This window comes from Streptomyces sp. NPDC050147 (assembly GCF_040660195.1).
Taxonomy (GTDB): domain Bacteria; phylum Actinomycetota; class Actinomycetes; order Streptomycetales; family Streptomycetaceae; genus Streptomyces.
The window spans coordinates 1-20,270 of the sequence record NZ_JBFALJ010000027.1 but is presented as its reverse complement, the minus strand read 5'-3'; the positions used below and the strand labels follow the sequence as shown (position 1 = coordinate 20,270).

General features: G+C 70.3%; 20 protein-coding genes, 1 tRNA gene and 1 pseudogene. 14 read left to right on the top strand and 8 right to left on the bottom strand.

All coding sequences use genetic code 11. From position 1 onward, the window contains the following. Window positions 1-75 precede the first annotated feature (75 nt). Genes AB0I94_RS32990 through AB0I94_RS32975 form a run of 4 tightly spaced genes read left to right on the top strand, consistent with a single transcriptional unit; the run spans window position 76 to window position 5,590 of the window. Window positions 76-978, top strand: a complete 903-nt coding sequence (locus AB0I94_RS32990) for an FAD binding domain-containing protein (RefSeq protein ID WP_363313395.1) — start codon at window positions 76-78, stop codon at window positions 976-978. After that, window positions 975-2,690, top strand: a complete 1,716-nt coding sequence (locus AB0I94_RS32985) for a 2Fe-2S iron-sulfur cluster-binding protein (RefSeq protein ID WP_363313394.1) — start codon at window positions 975-977, stop codon at window positions 2,688-2,690. The genes AB0I94_RS32990 and AB0I94_RS32985 overlap by 4 nt, the downstream gene beginning before the upstream one ends. Continuing rightward, window positions 2,687-4,999, top strand: coding sequence for a molybdopterin cofactor-binding domain-containing protein (locus tag AB0I94_RS32980; RefSeq protein WP_363313393.1), 2,313 nt, complete (start codon window positions 2,687-2,689; stop codon window positions 4,997-4,999). The genes AB0I94_RS32985 and AB0I94_RS32980 overlap by 4 nt, the downstream gene beginning before the upstream one ends. A gap of 33 nt (window positions 5,000-5,032) precedes the next feature. Next, complete coding sequence (locus tag AB0I94_RS32975) at window positions 5,033-5,590, top strand: AAA family ATPase (RefSeq protein ID WP_363313392.1); 558 nt, start codon at window positions 5,033-5,035, stop codon at window positions 5,588-5,590. A 175-nt stretch (window positions 5,591-5,765) separates the two neighbouring features. Here the strand turns inward: AB0I94_RS32975 and AB0I94_RS32970 are convergent. Further along, window positions 5,766-5,837: transfer RNA gene (locus AB0I94_RS32970), tRNA-Cys, on the bottom strand. A 538-nt stretch (window positions 5,838-6,375) separates the two neighbouring features. Here AB0I94_RS32970 and AB0I94_RS32965 point away from each other — a divergent pair. From AB0I94_RS32965 to AB0I94_RS32940, 6 genes and pseudogenes are all read left to right on the top strand, one after another. Further along, the gene (locus tag AB0I94_RS32965) at window positions 6,376-6,594 is read left to right on the top strand and encodes a DUF397 domain-containing protein (RefSeq protein ID WP_363313391.1); all 219 of its coding nucleotides are present in this window, start codon (window positions 6,376-6,378) and stop codon (window positions 6,592-6,594) included. Window positions 6,595-6,709: 115 nt separating this feature from the next. Then, complete coding sequence (locus tag AB0I94_RS32960; protein ID WP_363313390.1) at window positions 6,710-8,164, top strand: MFS transporter; 1,455 nt, start codon at window positions 6,710-6,712, stop codon at window positions 8,162-8,164. 11 nt (window positions 8,165-8,175) lie between these two features. After that, a pseudogene (locus AB0I94_RS32955) lies at window positions 8,176-8,283 on the top strand (type II toxin-antitoxin system death-on-curing family toxin); the annotation flags it as partial. A gap of 117 nt (window positions 8,284-8,400) precedes the next feature. After that, window positions 8,401-10,203 (top strand): DEAD/DEAH box helicase, encoded by a 1,803-nt coding sequence (locus AB0I94_RS32950; RefSeq protein WP_363313389.1) that lies wholly within the window; start codon window positions 8,401-8,403, stop codon window positions 10,201-10,203. A gap of 325 nt (window positions 10,204-10,528) precedes the next feature. Continuing rightward, window positions 10,529-11,170, top strand: a complete 642-nt coding sequence (locus AB0I94_RS32945; RefSeq protein WP_363313387.1) for a helix-turn-helix domain-containing protein — start codon at window positions 10,529-10,531, stop codon at window positions 11,168-11,170. 49 nt (window positions 11,171-11,219) lie between these two features. Continuing rightward, a complete protein-coding gene (locus tag AB0I94_RS32940; protein ID WP_363313384.1) occupies window positions 11,220-12,026 on the top strand; it encodes a S16 family serine protease in 807 nt (268 codons plus the stop codon). Between the two features lie 55 nt (window positions 12,027-12,081). Here the strand turns inward: AB0I94_RS32940 and AB0I94_RS32935 are convergent, their stop codons facing one another. The 7 genes from AB0I94_RS32935 to AB0I94_RS32905 form a co-directional block, all read right to left on the bottom strand. Beyond that, window positions 12,082-12,513, bottom strand: coding sequence for a type II toxin-antitoxin system VapC family toxin (locus AB0I94_RS32935; protein WP_363313383.1), 432 nt, complete (start codon window positions 12,511-12,513; stop codon window positions 12,082-12,084). Then, on the bottom strand, window positions 12,510-12,752 hold the full coding sequence (locus AB0I94_RS32930) for a CopG family transcriptional regulator (RefSeq protein ID WP_363313382.1): 243 nt from the start codon (window positions 12,750-12,752) through the stop codon (window positions 12,510-12,512). The genes AB0I94_RS32935 and AB0I94_RS32930 overlap by 4 nt, the downstream gene beginning before the upstream one ends. Window positions 12,753-12,862: 110 nt before the next feature. Next, window positions 12,863-13,831 carry a glycine betaine ABC transporter substrate-binding protein gene (locus AB0I94_RS32925; protein WP_363313381.1) on the bottom strand — a complete coding sequence of 323 codons (969 nt, stop codon included), beginning with the start codon at window positions 13,829-13,831 and terminating at the stop codon, window positions 12,863-12,865. Continuing rightward, entirely contained in the window at window positions 13,828-14,706 is an 879-nt protein-coding gene (locus AB0I94_RS32920) for an ABC transporter permease (RefSeq protein WP_363313477.1), read from the bottom strand. The genes AB0I94_RS32925 and AB0I94_RS32920 overlap by 4 nt, the downstream gene beginning before the upstream one ends. 26 nt (window positions 14,707-14,732) lie before the next feature. Beyond that, entirely contained in the window at window positions 14,733-16,022 is a 1,290-nt protein-coding gene (locus AB0I94_RS32915; RefSeq protein ID WP_363313476.1) for a betaine/proline/choline family ABC transporter ATP-binding protein, read from the bottom strand. 16 nt (window positions 16,023-16,038) lie between these two features. Further along, entirely contained in the window at window positions 16,039-16,686 is a 648-nt protein-coding gene (locus AB0I94_RS32910) for an ABC transporter permease (protein WP_363313475.1), read from the bottom strand. A gap of 110 nt (window positions 16,687-16,796) precedes the next feature. Next, window positions 16,797-17,267, bottom strand: coding sequence for an Lrp/AsnC family transcriptional regulator (locus tag AB0I94_RS32905; RefSeq protein ID WP_160505290.1), 471 nt, complete (start codon window positions 17,265-17,267; stop codon window positions 16,797-16,799). 132 nt (window positions 17,268-17,399) lie between these two features. On the opposite strand from AB0I94_RS32905, the gene hppD reads away from it, so the two are divergent. Genes hppD through nthA form a run of 4 tightly spaced genes read left to right on the top strand, consistent with a single transcriptional unit; the run spans window position 17,400 to window position 19,803 of the window. Then, window positions 17,400-18,569 (top strand): 4-hydroxyphenylpyruvate dioxygenase, encoded by a 1,170-nt coding sequence (hppD, locus tag AB0I94_RS32900; RefSeq protein WP_363313380.1) that lies wholly within the window; start codon window positions 17,400-17,402, stop codon window positions 18,567-18,569. Window positions 18,570-18,621: 52 nt separating this feature from the next. Then, window positions 18,622-18,915: a hypothetical protein gene (locus tag AB0I94_RS32895; protein WP_363313379.1), complete on the top strand. Its 294-nt coding sequence runs from the start codon at window positions 18,622-18,624 to the stop codon at window positions 18,913-18,915. Then, window positions 18,908-19,198, top strand: coding sequence for an SH3-like domain-containing protein (locus AB0I94_RS32890; RefSeq protein ID WP_363313378.1), 291 nt, complete (start codon window positions 18,908-18,910; stop codon window positions 19,196-19,198). Before AB0I94_RS32895 ends, AB0I94_RS32890 begins: the two co-directional genes overlap by 8 nt. Next, on the top strand, window positions 19,198-19,803 hold the full coding sequence (gene nthA, locus AB0I94_RS32885; protein WP_363313377.1) for a nitrile hydratase subunit alpha: 606 nt from the start codon (window positions 19,198-19,200) through the stop codon (window positions 19,801-19,803). Before AB0I94_RS32890 ends, nthA begins: the two co-directional genes overlap by 1 nt. The last annotated feature ends 467 nt before the right edge of the window (window positions 19,804-20,270 follow it).

Here is a 20,270-nt window from a genome sequence, read left to right as displayed (position 1 = left end):
GTACCGTACGGCGGAACAGGCGTAACGGTGAGAACGGCGAGAAAGCCGCCGGGCATCGGGAAGGGGCAGCCGGTTTTGAGCACGCACGCACCGCAGGCGGCGCAGACAGCGCAGACAGCGAAGCTGCCTGGGACGTTGGACGAGGCCGTGGAGGCACTCGCCGCGACGCCCGCCGCCGTGCCCGTGGCCGGCGGCACCGACCTCATGGCCTCCGTCAACGCGGGCCTCCTGCGCCCCGCCGCGCTCGTCGGCCTCGGCCGCATCAGCGAGATCCGCGGCTGGCAGTACCAGGATGGCCACGCGCTGCTCGGCGCCGGTCTCACCCACGCACGCGTCGGACGGCCCGACTTCGCCGCCCTGATCCCGGCGCTCGCCGCGGCCGCGCGCGCCGCGGGACCCCCGCAGATCCGCAACGCGGGCACCCTCGGCGGCAACATCGCCACGGCGGGACCGACCGGCGACACCCTGCCCGTCCTGGCCGCCCTCGAAGCCGTCCTCATCATCGCGGGCCCCGGCGGCGCACGCCGCGAGGTTCCCGTCTCGCACCTGCTCGCGGGGATGGACATGCTCCGCCCCGGCGAACTCATCGGCTTCGTACGGCTGCCGCTCCTGCATGCGCCGCAGGTCTTCTTGAAGGCGACCGGACGCACCGGGCCCGGTCGCGCCCTCGCCTCTGTCGCGCTCGTCCTCGACCCCGCGCGGCGCGGCGTGCGCTGCGCGGTCGGTGCCGTCGCGCCGATGCCGCTGCGGCCCCTGGAGGCCGAGCAGTGGGTCGCCTCGCTGATCGACTGGGACGGCGAGCGGGCGATCGTGCCGGAGGCGCTCACCGCCTTCGGTGAGTACGTCGCCGCCGCGTGCATCCCCGACCAGCCTCCGGCCGAGGACGGCTCGCCGCAGCCGCTGCCGCCCGCCGTACTGCACCTGCGGCGCACCGTCGCCGCGCTGGCCCGACGAGCACTGGGGAGGGCGCTGTCGTGAACGACGACGAGAACAACAACGGTGGCTGGCAGCCGCATCCGCAGGGTGAGTACGACTCGGACGCCACGGCCTTCGTGCAGCTTCCGGAAGGCGCCCTGGACTCCTTCGACCACTCTCCGCTCGCCGCGCCCGGCCATGGTTACGTGCCGCCGCAGATAACGGTCACCCCCACGACGGCCGACGCGACGGACCCGGCCGCCACCGGTGTCTGGGCGATGCCGCCCGAGGTGACCGGCGCGGGCACCGGTGCCCAGAACGTGCGGTGGCCGACCGCGGGCGGTGTGCCCGAGCCCGAGCCCGAGCCGTCCGAGCCCTCGGTGGACGAGCACGCGTACGACCCCCGGGCCACCGGGCAGTGGAACTTCCACGAGGCGGGGGGCCACGCGCCCGCCGCCCCTGCCCCCGCCGATGTCACGGGACAGTGGTCGATCCCCGTAGCCGATGGTGACCTTCCGGACGAATCGGGTGAGTTCACCGCGTCCTCGCTCGCCGCGCAGTGGGGAGGCGGTACGCCGCCCGCGACGCTGCCGGGCGGCGCGGCGGCGCCGTGGGCGACCGGTGGCGCGGGCGCGGGCGCGCCGTGGTCGGAGCCCGCACAGCAGCCGCATGCCGATCCGCGGTCGCATGCCGAGTCGCACCCGTATGCGGACCAGCAGTCGTACGCGGGTCCGCAGCCGCGTGCCGACCTGCCGCAGCAGCACGTCGAGCCACGGCACCACGAGCCCGTGGTGCCCCCGGAGGCGTTCGTCCCGGCGGCGCCGGTCGCTCCGGAGATGCACGTGGTGCCGGAGATGCCCGCAGCGCATGAGGCGCACGAGCCGCATGCAGCACACGAGGCACACGAGGCGCACGAGGCGCACGAGGCGCACGAGGCACCCACGGAACACGAGCCCGAGCCCGAAGCCGAGCTGGAGCCGGACACCGAAGCCGACACCGAAGCCGAAGCCGGCATCGAAGCCGAAGCGGACATCGAAGCCGAGGGCGACACGGAGGTCGACACCGAGGCTGAAGCCGAGGGCGACACCGAAGCCGAGGCCGAGGCCGAGCCAGAAGAGGCCGTCACCGCCACCGCCCTCTCCGACGAACACCCCCTCTGTTCCTACGTCCTGCGCGTCAACGGTGCCGACCGCCCCGTCACCGACGCCTGGATCGGCGAGTCGCTCCTCTACGTCCTGCGCGAGCGCCTCGGCCTCGCGGGCGCCAAGGACGGCTGCTCGCAGGGTGAGTGCGGTGCCTGCAACGTCCAGGTGGACGGCCGGCTCGTCGCCTCCTGCCTGGTGCCCGCGGCCACCGCCGCCGGGAGCGAGGTGCGCACCGTCGAGGGCCTCGCCGTCGACGGCCGGCCCTCCGACGTGCAGCGGGCGCTCGCGGCCTGCGGTGCCGTCCAGTGCGGCTTCTGCGTACCGGGCATGGCGATGACCCTGCACGACCTCCTTGAGGGCAACCCCGCCCCGTCCGACCTGGAGACCCGCCGCGCCCTGTGCGGCAACCTGTGCCGCTGCTCGGGCTACCGGGGCGTGCTCGACGCCGTGCAGGAAGTGGTCGCCGAGCGTGAGGCGTCCGCGGCCGTCGCCGAGCCTTCGGCGCAGGACGACCAGGCGGGCGAGGCACGCATTCCGCACCAGGCGGGGCCCGGAGCCGGAGGGGTCAACCCGGCGGCGCACGACGGAACGTACGAAGGTCCTTACGGCCAGGACGGGGGCCAGGCGTGAGCAACGAAGCCGCGGGGAACGGAAACACCGCGACCGCAGTGGAGCCGCGGCCCGGCCCGGAGCCGCTGCCGCACGGCATCGGCGCGTCCCTGCCGTCCGCGGAGGCGCGCGCCAAGACGGAGGGCACGTTCCCCTACGCGTCGGACCTGTGGGCGGAGGGGCTGCTGTGGGCGGCCGTCCTGCGCTCGCCGCACGCGCACGCGCGCATCGTCTCGATCGACACCTCCCAGGCGCGTGAGATGCCGGGCGTGCGGTCCGTCGTCACGCACGAGGACGTACCTGGCGAGGCGCTGCACGGCCGCAAGACCGCGGACCGCCCGGTCTTCGCGTCCGACGTCGTACGCCACCACGGCGAGCCCATCGCGGCCGTGGCCGCCGACCACCCCGACACGGCGCGGATGGCCGCCGCGGCCATCTTCGTCGAGTACGAGGTGCTCGAACCGGTCACCGACCCGGAGAAGGCCTTCGCGGCCGAACCCCTGCATCCCGACGGCAACTTGATCCGGCACATCCCGCTGCGGCACGGCGACCCGGAGGCGGCGGGCGAGCTCGTCGTCGAAGGGCTCTACCGCATCGGCCGCCAGGACCCGGCGCCGATCGGCGCGGAGGCGGGCCTTGCCGTGCCCCGCCCGGACGGGGGCGTGGAGCTGTACATCGCCTCCACCGACCCGCACACCGACCGCGACATGGCCGCGTCCTGCTTCGGCATCGACCCGGACATCGTGAAGGTCGTGGTGACGGGGGTGCCCGGCGCCACCGCCGACCGCGAGGACGCCAGCTTCCATCTCCCGCTCGGTCTCCTCGCGTTGACCACCGGCTGCCCGGTGAAGCTGACGGCGACCCGCGAGGAGTCGTTCCTGGGCCACGCCCACCGCCACCCCACCCTCCTGCGCTACCGCCATCACGCGGACGCCGAGGGCAGGTTGGTGAAGGTGGAGGCGCAGGTCCTGCTCGACGCGGGCGCGTACGCGGACACGTCGTCGGACGCGCTCGCCGCGGCCGTCTCCTTCGCCTGCGGCCCGTACGTCGTCCCGAACGCCTTCATCGAGGGCTGGGCGGTGCGCACGAACAACCCGCCGTCCGGGCATGTCCGGGGCGAGGGCGCCATGCAGGTTTGCGCGGCGTACGAGGCGCAGATGGACAAGATCGCTAAGAAGCTGGGCATCGACCCGGCCGAGGTGCGGCTGCGCAACGCGATGGCCACGGGCGACATCCTGCCCACCGGCCAGACGGTGACCTGCCCGGCGCCGGTGGCCGAACTCCTCGCCGCCGTACGGGACTTCCCGCTCCCCGAGCTTCCCAAGGACACCCCCGAGGACGAGTGGCTGCTGCCCGGCGGCCCCGAGGGCGCGGGCGAACCCGCGGCCGTGCGGCGGGGCGTCGGCTACGGCCTCGGCATGGTCCAACTCCTGGGCGCCGAAGGCACGGACGAGGTCTCCACGGCCACGGTGAAGGTGCACGACGGCGTCGCGACGGTGATCTGCGCGGCGGTCGAGACGGGCCAGGGCTTCTCCACGCTCGCCCGCCAGATCGTCCAGGAGACGCTGGGTATCGACGACGTCCGCGTGGCCCCTGTCGACACCGACCAGCCCCCGGCGGGCCCGAGCTGCCACGGTCGCCACACATGGGTGTCGGGCGGGGCAGTGGAACGCGCGGCGAAGATGGTCCGCACGCAACTGCTCCAGCCGCTGGCCCACAAGTTCGGCATGTCGACCGAGCTGCTCCAGATCACTGACGGGAAGATCACTTCGTACGACGGAGTGCTGAGCACGACCGTCACGGAGGCGATGGACGGCAAGGAGCTCTGGGCCACGGCCCAGTGCCGCCCCCACCCCACCGAGCCGCTGGACGAGGCGGGCCAGGGCGACGCGTTCGTCGGGATGGCCTTCTGCGCGATCCGCGCGGTGGTGGACGTCGACATCGAGATCGGTTCGGTACGGGTCGTGGAGCTGGCGGTGGCCCAGGACGTGGGCCGCATCCTGAACCCGACCCAGCTGAAGGTACGTATCGAGGCGGGCGTCACGCAGGGGGTCGGCGCCGCGCTGACGGAGAACCTCCGTACGCCGCGCGGCCTGGTCCGCCACCCGGACCTGACGGGCTACGCCCTGCCGACGGCCCTGGACACCCCGGACATCCGCATCGTGAAGCTGGTGGAGGAGCGCGACGTGGTCGCCCCCTTCGGCGCGAAGGCCGCGAGCGCGGTGCCGGTGGTGACGACTCCGGCAGCGGTGGCGTCGGCGGTGCGCGCGGCGACGGGGCGGCCGGTGAACAGGTTGCCGATCCGCCCGCAGGCGGCGGTGGCGCAGTAATCCGGAGGCGTGAGGACCGGCTCCCTTGGCACGATGGGTGCCATGACTACCTCTGATCCCGATGGCGTCATCGTCATCACCGGCATCATGGCCTCGGGCAAGTCCACGGTGGCGCAGGCCCTCGCCGAACGGCTGCCGCGTGCGGCGCACGTGCGGGGCGATGTCTTCCGCCGGATGATCGTCTCGGGCGGTCTGGAGTACGAGCCGGGCGCGTCGGACGAGGCGGAGGCCCAACTCCGGCTGCGGTACGGCCTGTCGGCGTCCACGGCCGACGCGTACGCGGCTGCGGGCTTCGTGGCGGTGGTCCAGGACGTCATCCTGGGCGAGGAGTTGAAGACGTACGTGGAACTGCTGCGTACGCGCCCGGTACACGTGGTCGTGCTCGCCCCGAGGCCGGAGGCGGTCGCGGCACGGGAGGCGGGGCGCGGAAAGACCGGCTACGGGGCATGGACGGTGGAGGACCTCGACACAGGGCTGCGGACCACGACCCCGAGGATCGGGCTCTGGCTCGACAGCTCCGACCTGACGGTCGAGGAGACGGTGGACGCGATTCTCGCGGGGCTCGATGAGGCGCGGGTCCGGGACCGGTAGGTTGCCCGGCGTTGGGCTGCGTTCCTTGGTGGTGGGGGTTTCTTGGTGGTGGGGGTTTCTTGCGGGGGCGGGTGCGGGTTCGGGTTCGGGTGCGGGTTCGGGGACGCGTGCATGAGAGTGCATGACGAAAGAAGGCGGCCCTGGGAGGGCCGCCTTCTTTCGTGCCGATACTCGGAGGCCGTGGCGGGAATCGAACCCGCGTTACTGGATTTGCAGTCCAGCCCCTAAGCCACTCGGGCACACGGCCAGGTGTTGATGACCTGACTCCTTGAACGTAGCCGTGGCCGACGGGTTCGCTCAAGGGATCTCCGGCCGCTGCAACGGGACTGCCATGCGGCGTTCATGAACCGGGGGCGAGGCGGGCGTATTCACCTACTGATTGGCGTGGTTGCTGTGGGTGGGTGGCTGAGCGAGCCTCCATCCCATGTGGGTGCGCGCGGCTCCGGTGGGGGCTGACTTTCGTCGGCTGATCTACGTACGGGCCCAGATTTGGCAATCCCTTTTCCGCAACAAGCACATACACCAACGCCTGTACCGCTCCCCCCCCTCAGCGGCAACACCCGCTAGGGGTGGCATAAGGCCAAAAGACAGCAGCAACAGGGATGGGCGGGTGCGTGCGTGCGGGGGCGCGTGCGGGGAGCGGGCTTTGCGGGGTGGCCTGGGCTTCGCGGATGGGGCCTGGCTGGACCGCATGAGGCTCTAATGCAAGAAAGTCCCACTTCCTCCCGCAAAACCCCAGCTCACTGCCGAAGCAAGTGGGACTTTTCTGCAATGGGGGCTCATCGATGCCGAAAGGCCGTCGGGCGACGGCGAGCGATGGTCCGGTGACGAGGAGGGATGGTCCGAGAAGCAGCAGTGACCCCAACGATTGTGTCGAGATCGCCACCACCCCCATCGCCCCCGCCACCGTCCACATCCGCGACTTCAAGAACTCCTCCGGGCACCACCTCGCCATCACCCCAATCGGATGGCGCGACTTCGTCACGTACGCATCCGGGAGCTGACCCGGAGCGAGCCGAGCCCGAGACGTAAGTCCGGGCGAGACGTAAGACCAAGGGACCAGAAGCCCCCAGACCCCGGACAGGGGTCACCAGTAGCCATGCCCCTTACGCTGACCGCATGAGCGCCCTGGACCCCCGCGACACCGGCGTCGCCGCCGCCCCAATAGCCCCGCCGTCCGAGCTCAAGGGCGGAGTGCTCCGTGCGCCCTACCGTGCGCTCAGCCTCGGCATCATCTCCGTGGTCCTGCTCATCGCCTTCGAGGCGACCGCCGTCGGGACCGCGATGCCGGTGGCCGCCCGGGAGCTGGACGGCGTTTCCCTCTACGGCTTCGGCTTCTCCGCGTACTTCACCACCAGCCTCTTCGGCATGGTGCTCTCCGGGCAGTGGGCCGACCGGCGCGGGCCGCTCGGGCCGCTCGCCACAGGGATCGGCGCCTTCGCGGCCGGGCTGCTGCTCTCCGGGACCGCCGGGGCCATGTGGATGTTCATCCTCGGGCGGGCCGTCCAGGGGCTCGGCGGCGGGCTCGTCATCGTCGCGCTGTACGTCGTCGTCAGCCGGGCCTATCCGGAGCGTCTGCGTCCGTCCATCCTGGCGGCGTTCGCGGCCAGCTGGGTCGTGCCTTCCGTGGTGGGGCCTCTGGTCTCCGGGACCGTCACCGAGCACCTTGGGTGGCGCTGGGTCTTCGTCGGGATTCCCGTCCTCGTCGTCGCGCCGCTCGCCCTCGCGCTGCCCGCCATCCGCCGCACCGCCTCGGGGCCCGTCGACCCCTCCGCGCCCGTCGAAGCCTTCGACCGCCGCCGCGTCCGGCTCGCGCTCGGGATCTCGCTGGGGGCGGGGCTCCTCCAGTACGCGGGTCAGGATCTGCGGTGGCTTTCGCTGCTCCCGGCGGCCGTCGGCGCCGCCGTGCTCGTGCCCGCCGTCCTTGGGCTTCTGCCGCGCGGTACGTACCGGGCCGTCCGGGGGCTGCCCTCCGTCGTGCTGCTGCGAGGTATCGCCGCCGGGTCCTTCATCGCTGCCGAGTCCTTCGTGCCGCTGATGCTGGTCACCCAGCGCGGGCTCTCGCCGACCATGGCGGGACTCTCGCTCGCCGTGGGCGGTGCGACCTGGGCGTTCGGGTCGTTCGTACAGTCGCGGCCTGCCATGGAGCCGCACCGGACGCGGCTCATGGTCGTCGGGATGATCCTGGTCGCCGCCGCCATCGCCACCGCGCCCACCGTCCTCATCGACGCCGTGCCTGTGTGGATCGTGGCGGTGGCCTGGGCCTTCGGTTGCCTCGGCATGGGCACCGTCATCGGGTCCACCAGCGTCCTGCTGCTGCGCCTCTCGCCCCCGAAGGACGCGGGCGCCAACTCCGCCGCCCTCCAGATCTCCGACGGCCTCTCCAACGCCCTGCTGCTCGCCGCCGGGGGCGCCGCCTTCGCGGCGCTGGGCGGCGGCATGGTGGACTCGCACGGCTCCACCGGGGTGGGCGGCTCGCACCCCGGGGCCTTCGTCGCCGTATTCCTGCCGATGGCGGCGGTGGCGCTGGTGGGGGCGTGGGTGGCGGCGCGGGTGCGGGAGCGATCACTCTGAGCGGTAGCACCGACATCGACGTGGCCGAACGCCTGGTCATCGCCGTGGAAAAGGGTGAACTGGAGGACGTGAAGGCGATTTCCGAGGCGCTGCGGGGGCTGGCCGAGCCGCCGGTGTGAGACAGGTCGCACCCGCCCCCAGGGCCGTGCCGGACTCCGCAGCGCGTCAACCTTCACCGGTAGGGTGGCCCGGTTGTCATACGTAGCCGAGCCGCCCGACCCAAGACCACGGAGACCGTGACTACCACCGCCGCCTCAGCGTCCTCCGCCTCCCACCACCTCTCTCCCGCCTTCCCCGGCCGCGCCCCCTGGGGCACCGCCAACAAGCTGCGTGCCTGGCAGCAGGGGGCGATGGAGCGGTACCTCCAGGAGCAGCCGCGTGACTTTCTCGCCGTCGCGACACCCGGCGCCGGCAAGACGACGTTCGCGCTGACGCTCGCGTCCTGGCTGCTGCACCACCATGTCGTGCAGCAGGTGACGGTGGTCGCGCCGACCGAGCACCTGAAGAAGCAGTGGGCGGAGGCCGCGGCCAAGGTAGGGATCAAGCTCGATCCCGAGTACAGCGCCGGGCCGCTCAGCAAGGAGTACCAGGGTGTCGCCATCACGTACGCGGGTGTCGGCGTGCGGCCCATGCTGCACCGCAACCGCGTCGAGCAGCGCAAGACCCTCGTGATCCTCGACGAGATCCACCACGCCGGTGACTCGAAGTCGTGGGGCGAGGCCTGCCTCGAAGCCTTCGAGCCCGCCACCCGGCGCCTCGCCCTCACCGGCACGCCCTTCCGCTCCGACACCAACCCGATCCCCTTCGTCGCGTACGAGGAGGGCAACGACGGCATCCGGCGGTCCGCCGCCGATTACACGTACGGGTACGGCAGCGCGCTCAGCGACGGCGTCGTGCGGCCCGTCATCTTTCTTTCCTACTCCGGCAACATGCGCTGGCGTACGAAAGCCGGTGACGAGATCGCCGCGCGGCTCGGTGAGCCGATGACGAAGGACGCGATCTCGCAGGCGTGGCGCACCGCTCTCGACGCGCGCGGTGAGTGGATGCCGAACGTGCTGAAGGCCGCCGACCAGCGGCTCACCGAGGTCAGGAAGGCTATCCCGGACGCGGGCGGGCTCGTGATCGCATCGGATCAGGACTCCGCGCGCTCGTACGCCAAGCTGATCCGCGAGATCACCGGGACCAAGGCCACCGTCGTCCTCTCCGACGACACGGGCGCCTCCAAGCGGATCGACGACTTCTCCGCGAGTACCGACCGGTGGATGGTGGCGGTCCGCATGGTGTCCGAGGGCGTCGACGTGCCGCGCCTCGCGGTGGGTGTGTACGCGACCACCATTTCCACGCCGCTCTTCTTCGCCCAGGCCGTCGGACGCTTCGTGCGTTCCCGGCGGCGCGGCGAGACCGCGTCCGTCTTCCTCCCCACCGTCCCCGACCTCCTCGGCCATGCCAACGAGATGGAGGTCGAGCGCGACCACGTCCTCGACAAGCCGAAGAAGGACGGGGAAGAGGACCCGTACGCCGAGTCCGAGCAGGAGATGGACGAGGCGAACAAGGAGCAGGACGAGGACACCGGCGAGCAGGAGCAGTTCTCCTTCGAGGCGCTCGAATCCGATGCCGTGTTCGACCGGGTGCTCTTCGACGGCGCCGAGTTCGGCATGCAGGCCCACCCGGGGAGCGAGGAGGAGCAGGACTACCTGGGCATCCCCGGGCTCCTCGAACCCGACCAGGTGCAGATGCTGCTCCAGAAGCGGCAGGCCCGGCAGATCGCGCACAGCAAGAAGCGGCCCGACGAGGAGGCGGATCTTCTCGAGCTCCCCGCCGAGCGGCGGCCCGTGGTCTCCCACAAGGAGATGCTGGAGCTGAGGAAGCAGCTCAACACGATGGTCGGCGCGTACGTCCACCAGAGCGGGAAGCCGCACGGCGTGATCCACACCGAGCTGCGGCGTACGTGCGGGGGTCCGCCGAGCGCGGAGGCCACCGCCGGGCAGCTGCGGCAGCGGATCGCGAAGGTCGGCGAGTGGGCCACCCGCATGAAGTAGGGCGGGTTCTCTCCGGTGCGGGGAGGAAGGGCGCGTTCCAAGTGCGGATTCCTTGTGCGGGAGTCGTGCGCACCCCTGGCCGCGCGCCCCGCGTATAGGGCATTGCGCCCCTAACAACCCGTCTCATGCCCGGATTCTGGACGGAGTCTTCCGCTGAGCGGGACGGCCTCGCTAATGTCCCCGCAACGTACACGCCCCGTGGCAGCGCCGCCGCGGAGCGCAGCCGGAGTTCCGACCGGCGGCCTCTGACGCGCGTCGCCCACGGGACCGGCGACGCAACCGCCGCGTAAAGGGGCCGTCGACCCTCACCTAAGGAGTGGGCGTCGTGACCGCGGAGACTTCCCAGACGCTCGACCGAGGACTGCGTGTCCTCAAGCTGTTGGCCGACACCGACCACGGGCTCACCGTCACCGAGCTGTCGAACAAGCTCGGCGTGAACCGCACCGTGGTGTACCGCCTCCTCGCCACCCTGGAGCTGCATGCCCTGGTCCGTCGTGACCTGGGCGGCCGGGCCAGGGTCGGCCTCGGGGTGCTGCGCCTGGGCCGCCAGGTGCATCCGCTGGTGCGCGAGGCCGCGCTGCCCGCTCTTCGCTCCCTCGCCGAGGACATAGGGGCGACGGCGCACCTGACGCTGGTCGACGGCACGGAGGCCCTCGCGGTCGCCGTCGTAGAGCCGACCTGGACGGATTACCACGTGGCCTACCGCACCGGCTTCCGGCACCCCCTGGACCGGGGCGCCGCGGGCCGGGCGATCCTCGCCGCCCGGCAGGGCCTCGCCACCGACCCCGGCTACGCGCTGACGCACGGCGAGCTGGAGGCCGGCGCGAGCGGGGCCGCGGCCCCGCTGGTGGGGGTCACCGGCATAGAGGGGAGCGTGGGGGTCGTGATGCTGTCGGACTCCGTACCGGAGCGGGTGGGGCCACGGGTGGTGGACGCCGCGCGCGAAGTGGCCGACGCCCTGCGTTGAGCCCTGTCTGCTGATCCGGTCACCGAACCGCTCACGTTAGATTGATCCCGTGTTCTCCCTCTCCAGCCTCACGCGCCCCAAGGCCCTCGCCGTCTGTGCCGCCCCCGTGGTCGCCCTGCTCGCCGTCGCCGGACTCGCGCCGTTGCCGTTCGCCGTGGCCCAGCCGGGGTCGACGGCGAACGTACTCGGCGAGAGCGAGGGCAAGCCGGTCATCACGATCACCGGTGCGCCCACCCGCGAGACGCGGGGGCAGCTGCGGATGACGACGATCGTGGCCACCGGCCCCGACATGGACGTGAGCCTGAGCGACGTGGTGGACGGCTGGTTCCGTACGGACCGTGCCGTGATGCCCAAGGACTCGGTCTACCCCACCGGCGACAACGTCAAGGAAGTCGAGAAGCACAACCTCGGCGACATGAAGAAGTCACAGGACACGGCCGCGCGGGCCGCGCTGTCCTACCTCGACGCGAACGGCGTCGACGGCACGGACAAGGTGAAGGTGAAGGTCGACCTCGGCAAGATCGGGGGCCCCAGCGCGGGCCTCTTCCTCTCGCTCGGCATCATCGACCTGATCGACGGCAACGGCAGCGGCGGGGACCTCACGGGCGGCCGGAAGATCGCGGGTACCGGCACGATCTCCGCCGACGGGGAGGTCGGTCCGGTCGGCGGTGTGGCGCTGAAGACGCAGGCCGCCAAGCGTGACGGCGCGAGCGTCTTCCTGGTCCCGAAGGCGGAGTGCGGGGACGCGGAGGCGGAGAAGCCGAAGGGGCTTCAGCTGATCCCGGTCACGACACTGAAGGGCACGGTTGACGCGCTGCGTTCCCTGGACCGGGGCGGGAAGGTTCCGAGCTGCTGACCAGCCGCAGGCCGAACTCGACCAGGGTCCAGCCTAGTTGAGTGCGGGACGGGGGCTAGTCACCCAGGGGGTGGCGCCATCGCAATCCGGGGAAGCGTGCGAAGCCCCGATCGGCGGAGTAGAGCGTGGCCCCGGACTCGATGGCGAGCGCGGCGATGTAGGCGTCCGGTACGAGGTTGCCCCGGGCGCCGGCACCGCGGCACAGGCGCTCGAAGATCGCCCAGTGTCGAGGTCCCTCCGATAGTTGCGTCGCGACGGGGGCGTCACGGAAGTCCTGGAGGAACGTGAACGCAGTGTCCGGCTCGGTGGGCGGCTGGTAGATCCGCTGGTGGGTCACGATGCGGAGGAATCCGCTGTCGATCACGCCGTGGTATGCCACCGGCTCGTCGCCGCGCAGTTGCTCAAGAAGCCACGAGTGGTAGAGCTCGTGGTCCTTGGCATCTTCGCGGAAGGCGTACACGAGGACGTTGACATCGCAGAGGATCATTCGAGGCCATCCATGATGTCGCGGGCGGAGGCGTTGTCGTCGAGATTGACGCCGGGCCGTGTGCCGCTGCCACCGGGGTCGGTGGTGAGCCGGACGATATTGGTGGCCACCGTCGCATCCCGCGCGAACGATGCCCGCATCGCGTCCTCTATCACCGAGCTGACCGTGACGCGTCTGCGTGTGGCCCGCAGCTTGGCTTCCTGGAGCAGGTCCTCAGGGAGGTCGACAGTGGTTCTCATGCATCTCAGCGTAAGGCCACTGCATCAAGATGTGCCAGTGTGAAACGGAGATGCGTGGACTTGACCCGTCCGGTTCAGGCCCGGGTTCGAATCCGGACGGGCAGGGCGACCTACTCCTTCACGAACCCCTCCTCCACCAACCAGTCCAGCGCCACCGCATGCGGATCCTGGCCCTCCACGTCCACCCTGGAGTTCAGCTCCTGGGCCACCGTGTTGTTCAGCTTCCTCGTGATGGGGTCCAGGACCTCCGCCATCCTCGGGTTCTCCTTGAGCGACTTGCTGTTGATCTCCGGGGCGACGTTGTAGTTGGGGAAGAAGTGCTTGTCGTCCTCCATCACCGACAGGCCCATCGCCTTGATGCGGCCGTCGGTGGTGAAGACCTCGCCGAACACGCACGACCCCTTGGAGACCTGGGTGTAGATGATTCCGGTGTCCATCTTGGTGACGTTGGAGTTGGGGATCTTCATCCCGTACTCCTTCTGCATGCCCGGCAGACCGTCCTCGCGCGAGGAGAACTCGCTCTCCACGCACAGCGTGACCGCGCCCGGGTCCGACTTCGAGAGGGCCGCCACGTCCGAGAGCGTCTTCGGCTTGTACTTGGCCTCGTTCTTCCGGTTGATGGCCAGGGCGTAGGTGTTGTTGAGCTCGGCGGGCGGCAGCCAGGTGATGCCGTTGCCCGCGTCCGCCTTGCGCACCGCCTCCCACTGCTTGCGCGGGTCGTCGATGGGTTCGGAGTTGCCGAGGTACGTGATCCAGGCGGTGCCCGTGTACTCGTACATGGCGTCCGCGTCACCGCTCTTGATGGCCTCGCGCGCGCCGATCGAACCCTGGATGCCCGTCCGGTCCAGGACGTCCGCGCCGGCCGCCTCGAAGGCGATGCCCATGATCGCGCCCAGGACCAGCTGCTCGGTGAACTCCTTCGACGTGACGGTGAGGTCGACGCCCTTCAGGGGGAGCCCCTTGCCGATCGTGCCCGGCTTCACGTCGTCCACCATCGGGCTGCCGCTGGTGAGACCACAGCTCACGAGTAGAGCCGCGCCCACCGCTCCGACCGCCGCCGTACGCAACGTGGCCCTCATGACCCGGCCTCCAGCCCTCGCGGACGCAAGCCCAGTTCGGCCAGCGAGGCCAGCCAGTCCACCAGGAGCGCGAGCGCGATCGTCAGGATCGAGCCGAGCATGAGCACCGGCATCCGCTGGTTGGTGATCCCGGTGGTGATGAGGTCGCCGAGCCCGCCGCCACCGCCGAAGGTGGCGAGCGTCGCCGTGCCGACGTTCAGGACGAGCGCGGTGCGCACACCCGCCAGGATCAGCGGCACGGCCAGCGGCAGCTCGACCTTGCCGAGGACTCCCCACGCCGACATGCCGATGCCGCGCGCCGCCTCCAGGAGCGTCGGGTCATTGGCGTTCAGGCCCGCGATCGTGTTGGAGAGGACCGGCAGGACGGCGTAGATGATGATGCCGATCAGGGCCGCCTTCTCGCCGATGCCGATCCAGATCACCAGGAGGGCGAGGAGACCGATCGCCGGCGTCGCCTGGCCGATGTTGGCCAGCGCCATCGCGCCTGGCGCCGCCTTGCGGAGCTTCTTGCGGGTCAGTGCGATGCCCAGCGGGATCGCGATGATCAGTACGAAGAAGGTGGAGATCACCGTCAGTTGGATGTGCTGGCGGAGCCTGAGCCATACGTTGCCGTCCGCCAGGGCGTTCCGCGAGATCGAGTCCAGGTCGGCCTGCTCGAACCACCACCAGGTGAGCAGCAGGACGAGGACGAGGAACGCGGGCAGGACGGTGAGTTTCTGCCAGCCGATCCGCCGTGGGCCGCTCGTGACCACCGCCGAGGGCGGCGGCTCCGGCTCTCCCTCGCCCGTGTCGCGGTACGGATGGCCCTTGACCTCGTGCTCGCCGGCGGGCCGTGGGCCGGGGCCGCCGTCGGGGGCCGGTGTGTGGTCGGGGATCCGGGGGTTGCTCCCGGGGATGCCTTTCACGCCTTCGCCTCCCCTCCGGGGCCTTCCTGCTCGTGGTGGATCAACTCGGCCCGCTGCTCCTCCAGTTCGTGCTGATGCTCCAACGCGTCCAGACGGTCCGCCTCCAGCATTTCGTGGACGGAGTTCATCAGCGTCTCCATGTCCACCACACCGGTGTACTCGCCGCGCCGCCCGGTGACCGCGACCCGCCCCGCGTTGTCCGTGAGCACCGCTTCGAGCGCGTCGCGCAGGGTCGCGTCACGGGTGACCGTGTCGTGGACGAGGGTGCCCGCACGGGCCAGCGACCCTCTGGCGCGCATCAGGTCGCCGCGCCGCAGCCACTTGTAGGGGCGGCGGCGTTTGTCGAGGAGCAGGAGTTCGTTCGTGCCGCTGGCCCGCAGCTTGTCGAAGATGTCCTGGAGCGGGTCGTCGACGGTCACCGTCGCGAAGTCGGCGATCTCCACGTCGCGTACGCGGGTGAGGTTGAGCCGCTTCAGGGCCGCGCCCGCGCCCACGAAACCGGAGACGAAGTCGTCGGCGGGGTTGGTGAGGATGGCTTCCGGGGTGTCGAACTGCGCGATGTGCGAGCGTTCCCGCAGGACCGCGATGCGGTCGCCGATCTTGATGGCCTCGTCGAAGTCGTGCGTGACGAAGACGATCGTCTTGTGCAGCTCGTGCTGGAGCCGGATCAGCTCGTCCTGGAGGTGGTCGCGGGTGATCGGGTCGACGGCGCCGAACGGCTCGTCCATCAGGAGGACCGGCGGGTCGGCCGCCAACGCCCGCGCCACGCCCACACGTTGCTGCTGGCCGCCGGAGAGCTGGCGCGGATAGCGGCCGTGGAACTCGGCCGGGTCGAGCCCGACGAGATCGAGCATCTCCTCGACCCGGGACTTGATCCTCGACTTCCCCCAGCCGATCATCTTCGGCACGACGGCGATGTTCTGCGCGACGGTCATGTGCGGGAAGAGCCCGGAGGACTGGATCGCGTAGCCGATCTTCCGGCGCAGCTTCACCGGGTCCATGTCGGTGACGTCCTCGCCGCCGATGCGGATACGGCCGCTGGTCGGTTCGATGAGCCGGTTGATCATCTTCAGCGTGGTCGACTTGCCGCAGCCCGAAGGGCCGACCAGGATGACGATCTCGCCCGCCTTGATCTCCATGTTGACGCTGTCCACCGCGGGGTCACCGCTGCCCGCGTAACGCTTGGTGAGGTTCTCCAGCTCGATCGTCGCGCCCGTGGTGGCGTTCGGGGCCGCCGCGCCCTCGGCCGTCGCCCCGTCGGTGGAAGTCGCGGTGGTCTCGGACACGGACTCGGACACGGGCTCAGACACGGATACCCCTCGAGATGGTCAGGCGGCCGATCAGGATGTAGGCGGCGTCGAAGAGCAGGGCCAGGACGATGATCCCGAGCGTGCCCGCGAGCACTTGGTTGAGCGCGTTCTTGCTGCCGAGGGAGCCGATGCCGCGGAAGATCTCGTTGCCGAGGCCGGGGCCCGACGCGTACGCGGCGATGGCCGCGATGCCCATCAGCATCTGCGTGGAGACGCGGATACCGGTCAGGATCGGCGGCCAGGCGAGCGGCAGCTCCACCCTGACGAGGCGCGCGACCCGCGACATCCCGATGCCCTTCGCCGCGTCGACCAGTGAGGGGTCGACGCCGCGCAGGCCGACGATGGCGTTGCGCACGATGGGGAGCAGACCGTAGAGGGTCAGCGCGATGACCGTCGGGGCGACACCGAGGCCGACGACGGGGATCAGCAGACCGATCATGGCGAGCGAGGGGATGGTCAGGATGGTGGACGTGGCGGTCGTGGCCAGATTGCCCGCCCACTCGCTGCGGTACGTGATGACGCCGATCAGCACTCCGATGACGGTCGCCACGACCATGCACTGGAAGACTGCGCTGGCGTGCTGGTACGCGTCCGTCAGCAACTGCTGGTGGCGGTTGCCGAGGTAGTCCCAGAAGTTCACTGAACTGCTCACCTGCCCAGGCGCGGTTCAGACGGCGCCGGGAGTCTCCCGTCGCCCGCGTGCGTGGTGCTGCGTGTGGCCGTACTGCGTCGCTCTTCCCTCTACCCGCGTCAGGTGTCCTCTGACGCCTGTTCGACCAACGGGATGATCCGCAGCGGAACAGGGTTCTCCATGACGATCGCCGTGGAGGCCCGGACGATGCCATCAAAACCCACCACCCGGTCGATCACACGTTGGAGATCCGCGTTCGAGCGGGCCACCAGACGGCAGAGCATGTCGCCGTGACCGGTGATGGTGTGCAGTTCGAGCACCTCGGCGACGGTCGCCAGATGCGCCCGTACGTCGGCGCCCTGGCCCTGCTTGATCTCCAGGGTGGCGAAGGCGGTGACGGGGTAGCCGAGCGCCGCGGGGTCGACCTCCGGACCGAAACCCCGGATGACTCCGTTCGACTGAAGGCGGTCCATCCGGGCCTGCACGGTCCCGCGCGCGACACCGAGCCTGCGGGACGCCTCCAGGACGCCGATGCGGGGCTCGCGGGCGAGCAGCACGATGAGCCTGCCGTCCAGATGATCGATCGTCATGGTGCGCTCATCTCCGCTTCCGGGTGGTCATCATGTACAGATAGCCCGCTAATCCTGGCCTCTGTCCATACAGATTGCCCACTGAATTTGCAAACTATTGCGCATTCTGCGATACGGCGGGAGCCTGCGGACATGGCAGCTACCGCGAACACCCAGCACACGTCGGCCATCTCTGGCACCCCCCACACCGCGCGCGAGGCCGATCCCTTCCCGGTCAAGGGAATGGACGCGGTCGTCTTCGCCGTGGGCAACGCCAAGCAGGCGGCCCACTACTACTCCACGGCCTTCGGCATGAAACTCGTGGCGTACGCGGGACCGGAGACCGGCAGCCGCGAGACCGCCTCGTACGTCCTCACGAACGGCGCCGCCCGCTTCGTGCTCACCTCCGTCATCAAGGCCTCCACGGACTGGGGCAACTTCATCGAGGGCCACGTCGCCGAGCACGGCGACGGCGTCGTCGACCTCGCCATCGAGGTGCCGGACGCGCGCGCCGCGTACGCGTACGCCGTCGAGCACGGCGCCCGCGGCCTCACCGAGCCCTACGAGGTCAAGGACGAGAACGGCACGGTCGTCCTCGCCGCCATCGCGACGTACGGCAAGACCCGCCACACGCTCGTCGACCGCAGCGGCTACGACGGCCCCTACCTGCCCGGCTTCAAGGCCGCGTCGCCGATGGTCGAGCCGCCCGCCAAGCGCACCTTCCAGGCGATCGACCACTGTGTCGGCAACGTCGAGCTCGGCAAGATGAACGAGTGGGTCGCCTTCTACAACAAGGTCATGGGCTTCACGAACATGAAGGAGTTCGTGGGCGACGACATCGCGACGGAGTACAGCGCGCTGATGTCGAAGGTGGTCGCGGACGGCACCCTCAAGGTGAAGTTCCCCATCAACGAGCCGGCCATCGCCAAGAAGAAGTCCCAGATCGACGAGTACCTGGAGTTCTACGGCGGCGCGGGCGTCCAGCACATCGCGCTCGCCACGAACGACATCGTGGAGTCCGTACGCACCATGCGCGCGGCCGGGGTCCAGTTCCTGGACACACCCGACTCGTACTACGACACGCTGGGGGAGTGGGCGGGCGAGACGCGGGTCCCGGTGGAGACCCTGCGCGAGCTGAAGATCCTGGTCGACCGCGACGAGGACGGCTACCTGCTCCAGATCTTCACCAAGCCGGTCCAGGACCGCCCGACGGTCTTCTTCGAGATGATCGAACGGCACGGCTCGATGGGCTTCGGGAAGGGCAACTTCAAGGCGCTGTTCGAGGCGATCGAGCGGGAGCAGGAGAAGCGGGGCAATCTGTAGAGCGGGGCGATCTGTAGGGGCTGCCGGGGGTATTCCGCATTAGGGTGCGGGCATGGCCAGGATCAATGACGTCGGCGGGATGACGGGCTTCGGGCCCATCGACACCACCGACGACACGGAGCCCTTCCACGCGGACTGGGAAGCGCGGGTGTTCGCGCTCAACAGCGCGCTGGTGCGTGAAGGCGTGTACAACCTGGACGAGTTCAGGGACGCCGTGGAGACGATGCCGCCGGGTGAGTACCTGGCGGCGTCGTACTACGAGCGGTGGTTCCACGCGATCCGTGCGCTCTTGGTGCGCAAGGGCGTGGTGACGTCGGCTGAGCTGGACGGTGAGTCGCATGGGTGACCGTTTCGTGCCGGGCGCCCACATCCGCACCGTCCGCCACGACCCGCCCCATCACACCCGCCTGCCGCGCTACGCCCGGGGCAAGCGGGGCGTGGTGATCGAACCCGAGGGCAGGCACCCCCTCGCGGACGTCAGCGCGCAGGGGCGCGGGGACGCGCCGGTGGAGCAGGTGTACGCGGTGCGGTTCGCTGCGCGGGAGTTGTGGGGCGAGGGGGAGCACGGGGTGGTGCTGGACCTCTGGGAGAGCTACTTGGAGCCGGAACCGGAACCGGAGGGTGAGTGATGGCGGGGACATCGGGTACGTCGGGTGCACACCCGGATGCGGCGATCTCCCGCCAAGTGCGCCATGTGGAAAGCCTGTTGGAGAAGCGGGGGATTGTCGCCGGGGCGGTCCTGGACGAGGCCCTGGACGCGTTCCTCGCGGGGTCGTCTCCGCTGAACGGGGCGCGGGTGGTGGCACGGGCGTGGACGGACCCGGCGTTCAGGGAACGACTGCTCGCGGACGGTACGTCGGCGGTGGCGGAGCTCGGGTACGCGGCGGGCGGCGTCCAGCCGCAGCGCCTGCGGGTGGTGGAGAACACCGCCCACACGCACAACGTCGTCGTCTGCACGCTGTGCTCCTGCTACCCGGTGCGGCTGCTGGGGCCGTCGCCGAGCTGGTACAAGAGCGAGGCGTACAGGTCCCGGGTGGTGCGTGAACCGAGGGCGGTGCTTGCGGAGTTCGGGTACGTGGTTGCCTCCGGCACGGAGATCACGGTCTGGGACTCCAGCGCGGAGACCCGGTACATGGTGTTGCCCCGCCGGCCTGCGGCCACGGAGGCCCTTTCGGAAGCGGAGCTCGCCGCGTTGGTCACTCGCAACGCCTTGATCGGCACGGCCGAACTGTAGCTCCGCCGGTCGGGGCGCCTGCGGCGGGCTCTCCCGGCGCTGCGCGCCGGATCTTTCCCGCCCACCCACCCGATTGCCCCGCAGCGTCCTCGTGACCGTGGTGGGTCAGCTCGTTGGTTGCCTGCAGGCGGGTGGTGGGTTGCTGCTGTCCCGGCGCTGCGCGCCGGATCTTTCCCGCCCACCCGCCCGATTGCCCCGCAGTGTGCTCGTGATCGTGGTGAGTCAGCTCGTTGATTGCCTGCGGCGGGTGGTGGGCTGCCCCCGGCCCGGCGCTGCGCGCCGAATCTCCCCGCCCGCCCACCCGGCTGACGCACCGCCGGGTGATCGGGTGGGTGGGTGGGAGAGATCCGCCGCGAAGCGGCGGGCCAGGTGGGTGACAGGTCGCAGGCAAAGGCACAGCAGGCCCCCGCGAAACGAAGAGCACAACAAATAACAAACTAACAACAAAAACAAACTCCTATTCCCTA

What these genes read in the sequence shown, in the direction of transcription:
- AB0I94_RS32965 (WP_363313391.1), top strand. Translation starts at nt 6,376, where the DNA reads ATGCCGAAAGGCCGTCGGGCGACGGCGAGCGATGGTCCGGTGACGAGG.
- AB0I94_RS32935 (WP_363313383.1), bottom strand. Translation starts at nt 12,513, where the DNA reads ATGATCCTCTGCGATGTCAACGTCCTCGTGTACGCCTTCCGCGAAGAT.
- AB0I94_RS32930 (WP_363313382.1), bottom strand. Translation starts at nt 12,752, where the DNA reads ATGAGAACCACTGTCGACCTCCCTGAGGACCTGCTCCAGGAAGCCAAG.
- nthA (WP_363313377.1), top strand. Translation starts at nt 19,198, where the DNA reads ATGGCGGGGACATCGGGTACGTCGGGTGCACACCCGGATGCGGCGATC.
- hppD (WP_363313380.1), top strand. Translation starts at nt 17,400, where the DNA reads ATGGCAGCTACCGCGAACACCCAGCACACGTCGGCCATCTCTGGCACC.
- AB0I94_RS32925 (WP_363313381.1), bottom strand. Translation starts at nt 13,831, where the DNA reads ATGAGGGCCACGTTGCGTACGGCGGCGGTCGGAGCGGTGGGCGCGGCT.
- AB0I94_RS32905 (WP_160505290.1), bottom strand. Translation starts at nt 17,267, where the DNA reads ATGACGATCGATCATCTGGACGGCAGGCTCATCGTGCTGCTCGCCCGC.
- AB0I94_RS32890 (WP_363313378.1), top strand. Translation starts at nt 18,908, where the DNA reads ATGGGTGACCGTTTCGTGCCGGGCGCCCACATCCGCACCGTCCGCCAC.
- AB0I94_RS32895 (WP_363313379.1), top strand. Translation starts at nt 18,622, where the DNA reads ATGGCCAGGATCAATGACGTCGGCGGGATGACGGGCTTCGGGCCCATC.
- AB0I94_RS32960 (WP_363313390.1), top strand. Translation starts at nt 6,710, where the DNA reads ATGAGCGCCCTGGACCCCCGCGACACCGGCGTCGCCGCCGCCCCAATA.
- AB0I94_RS32975 (WP_363313392.1), top strand. Translation starts at nt 5,033, where the DNA reads ATGGGTGCCATGACTACCTCTGATCCCGATGGCGTCATCGTCATCACC.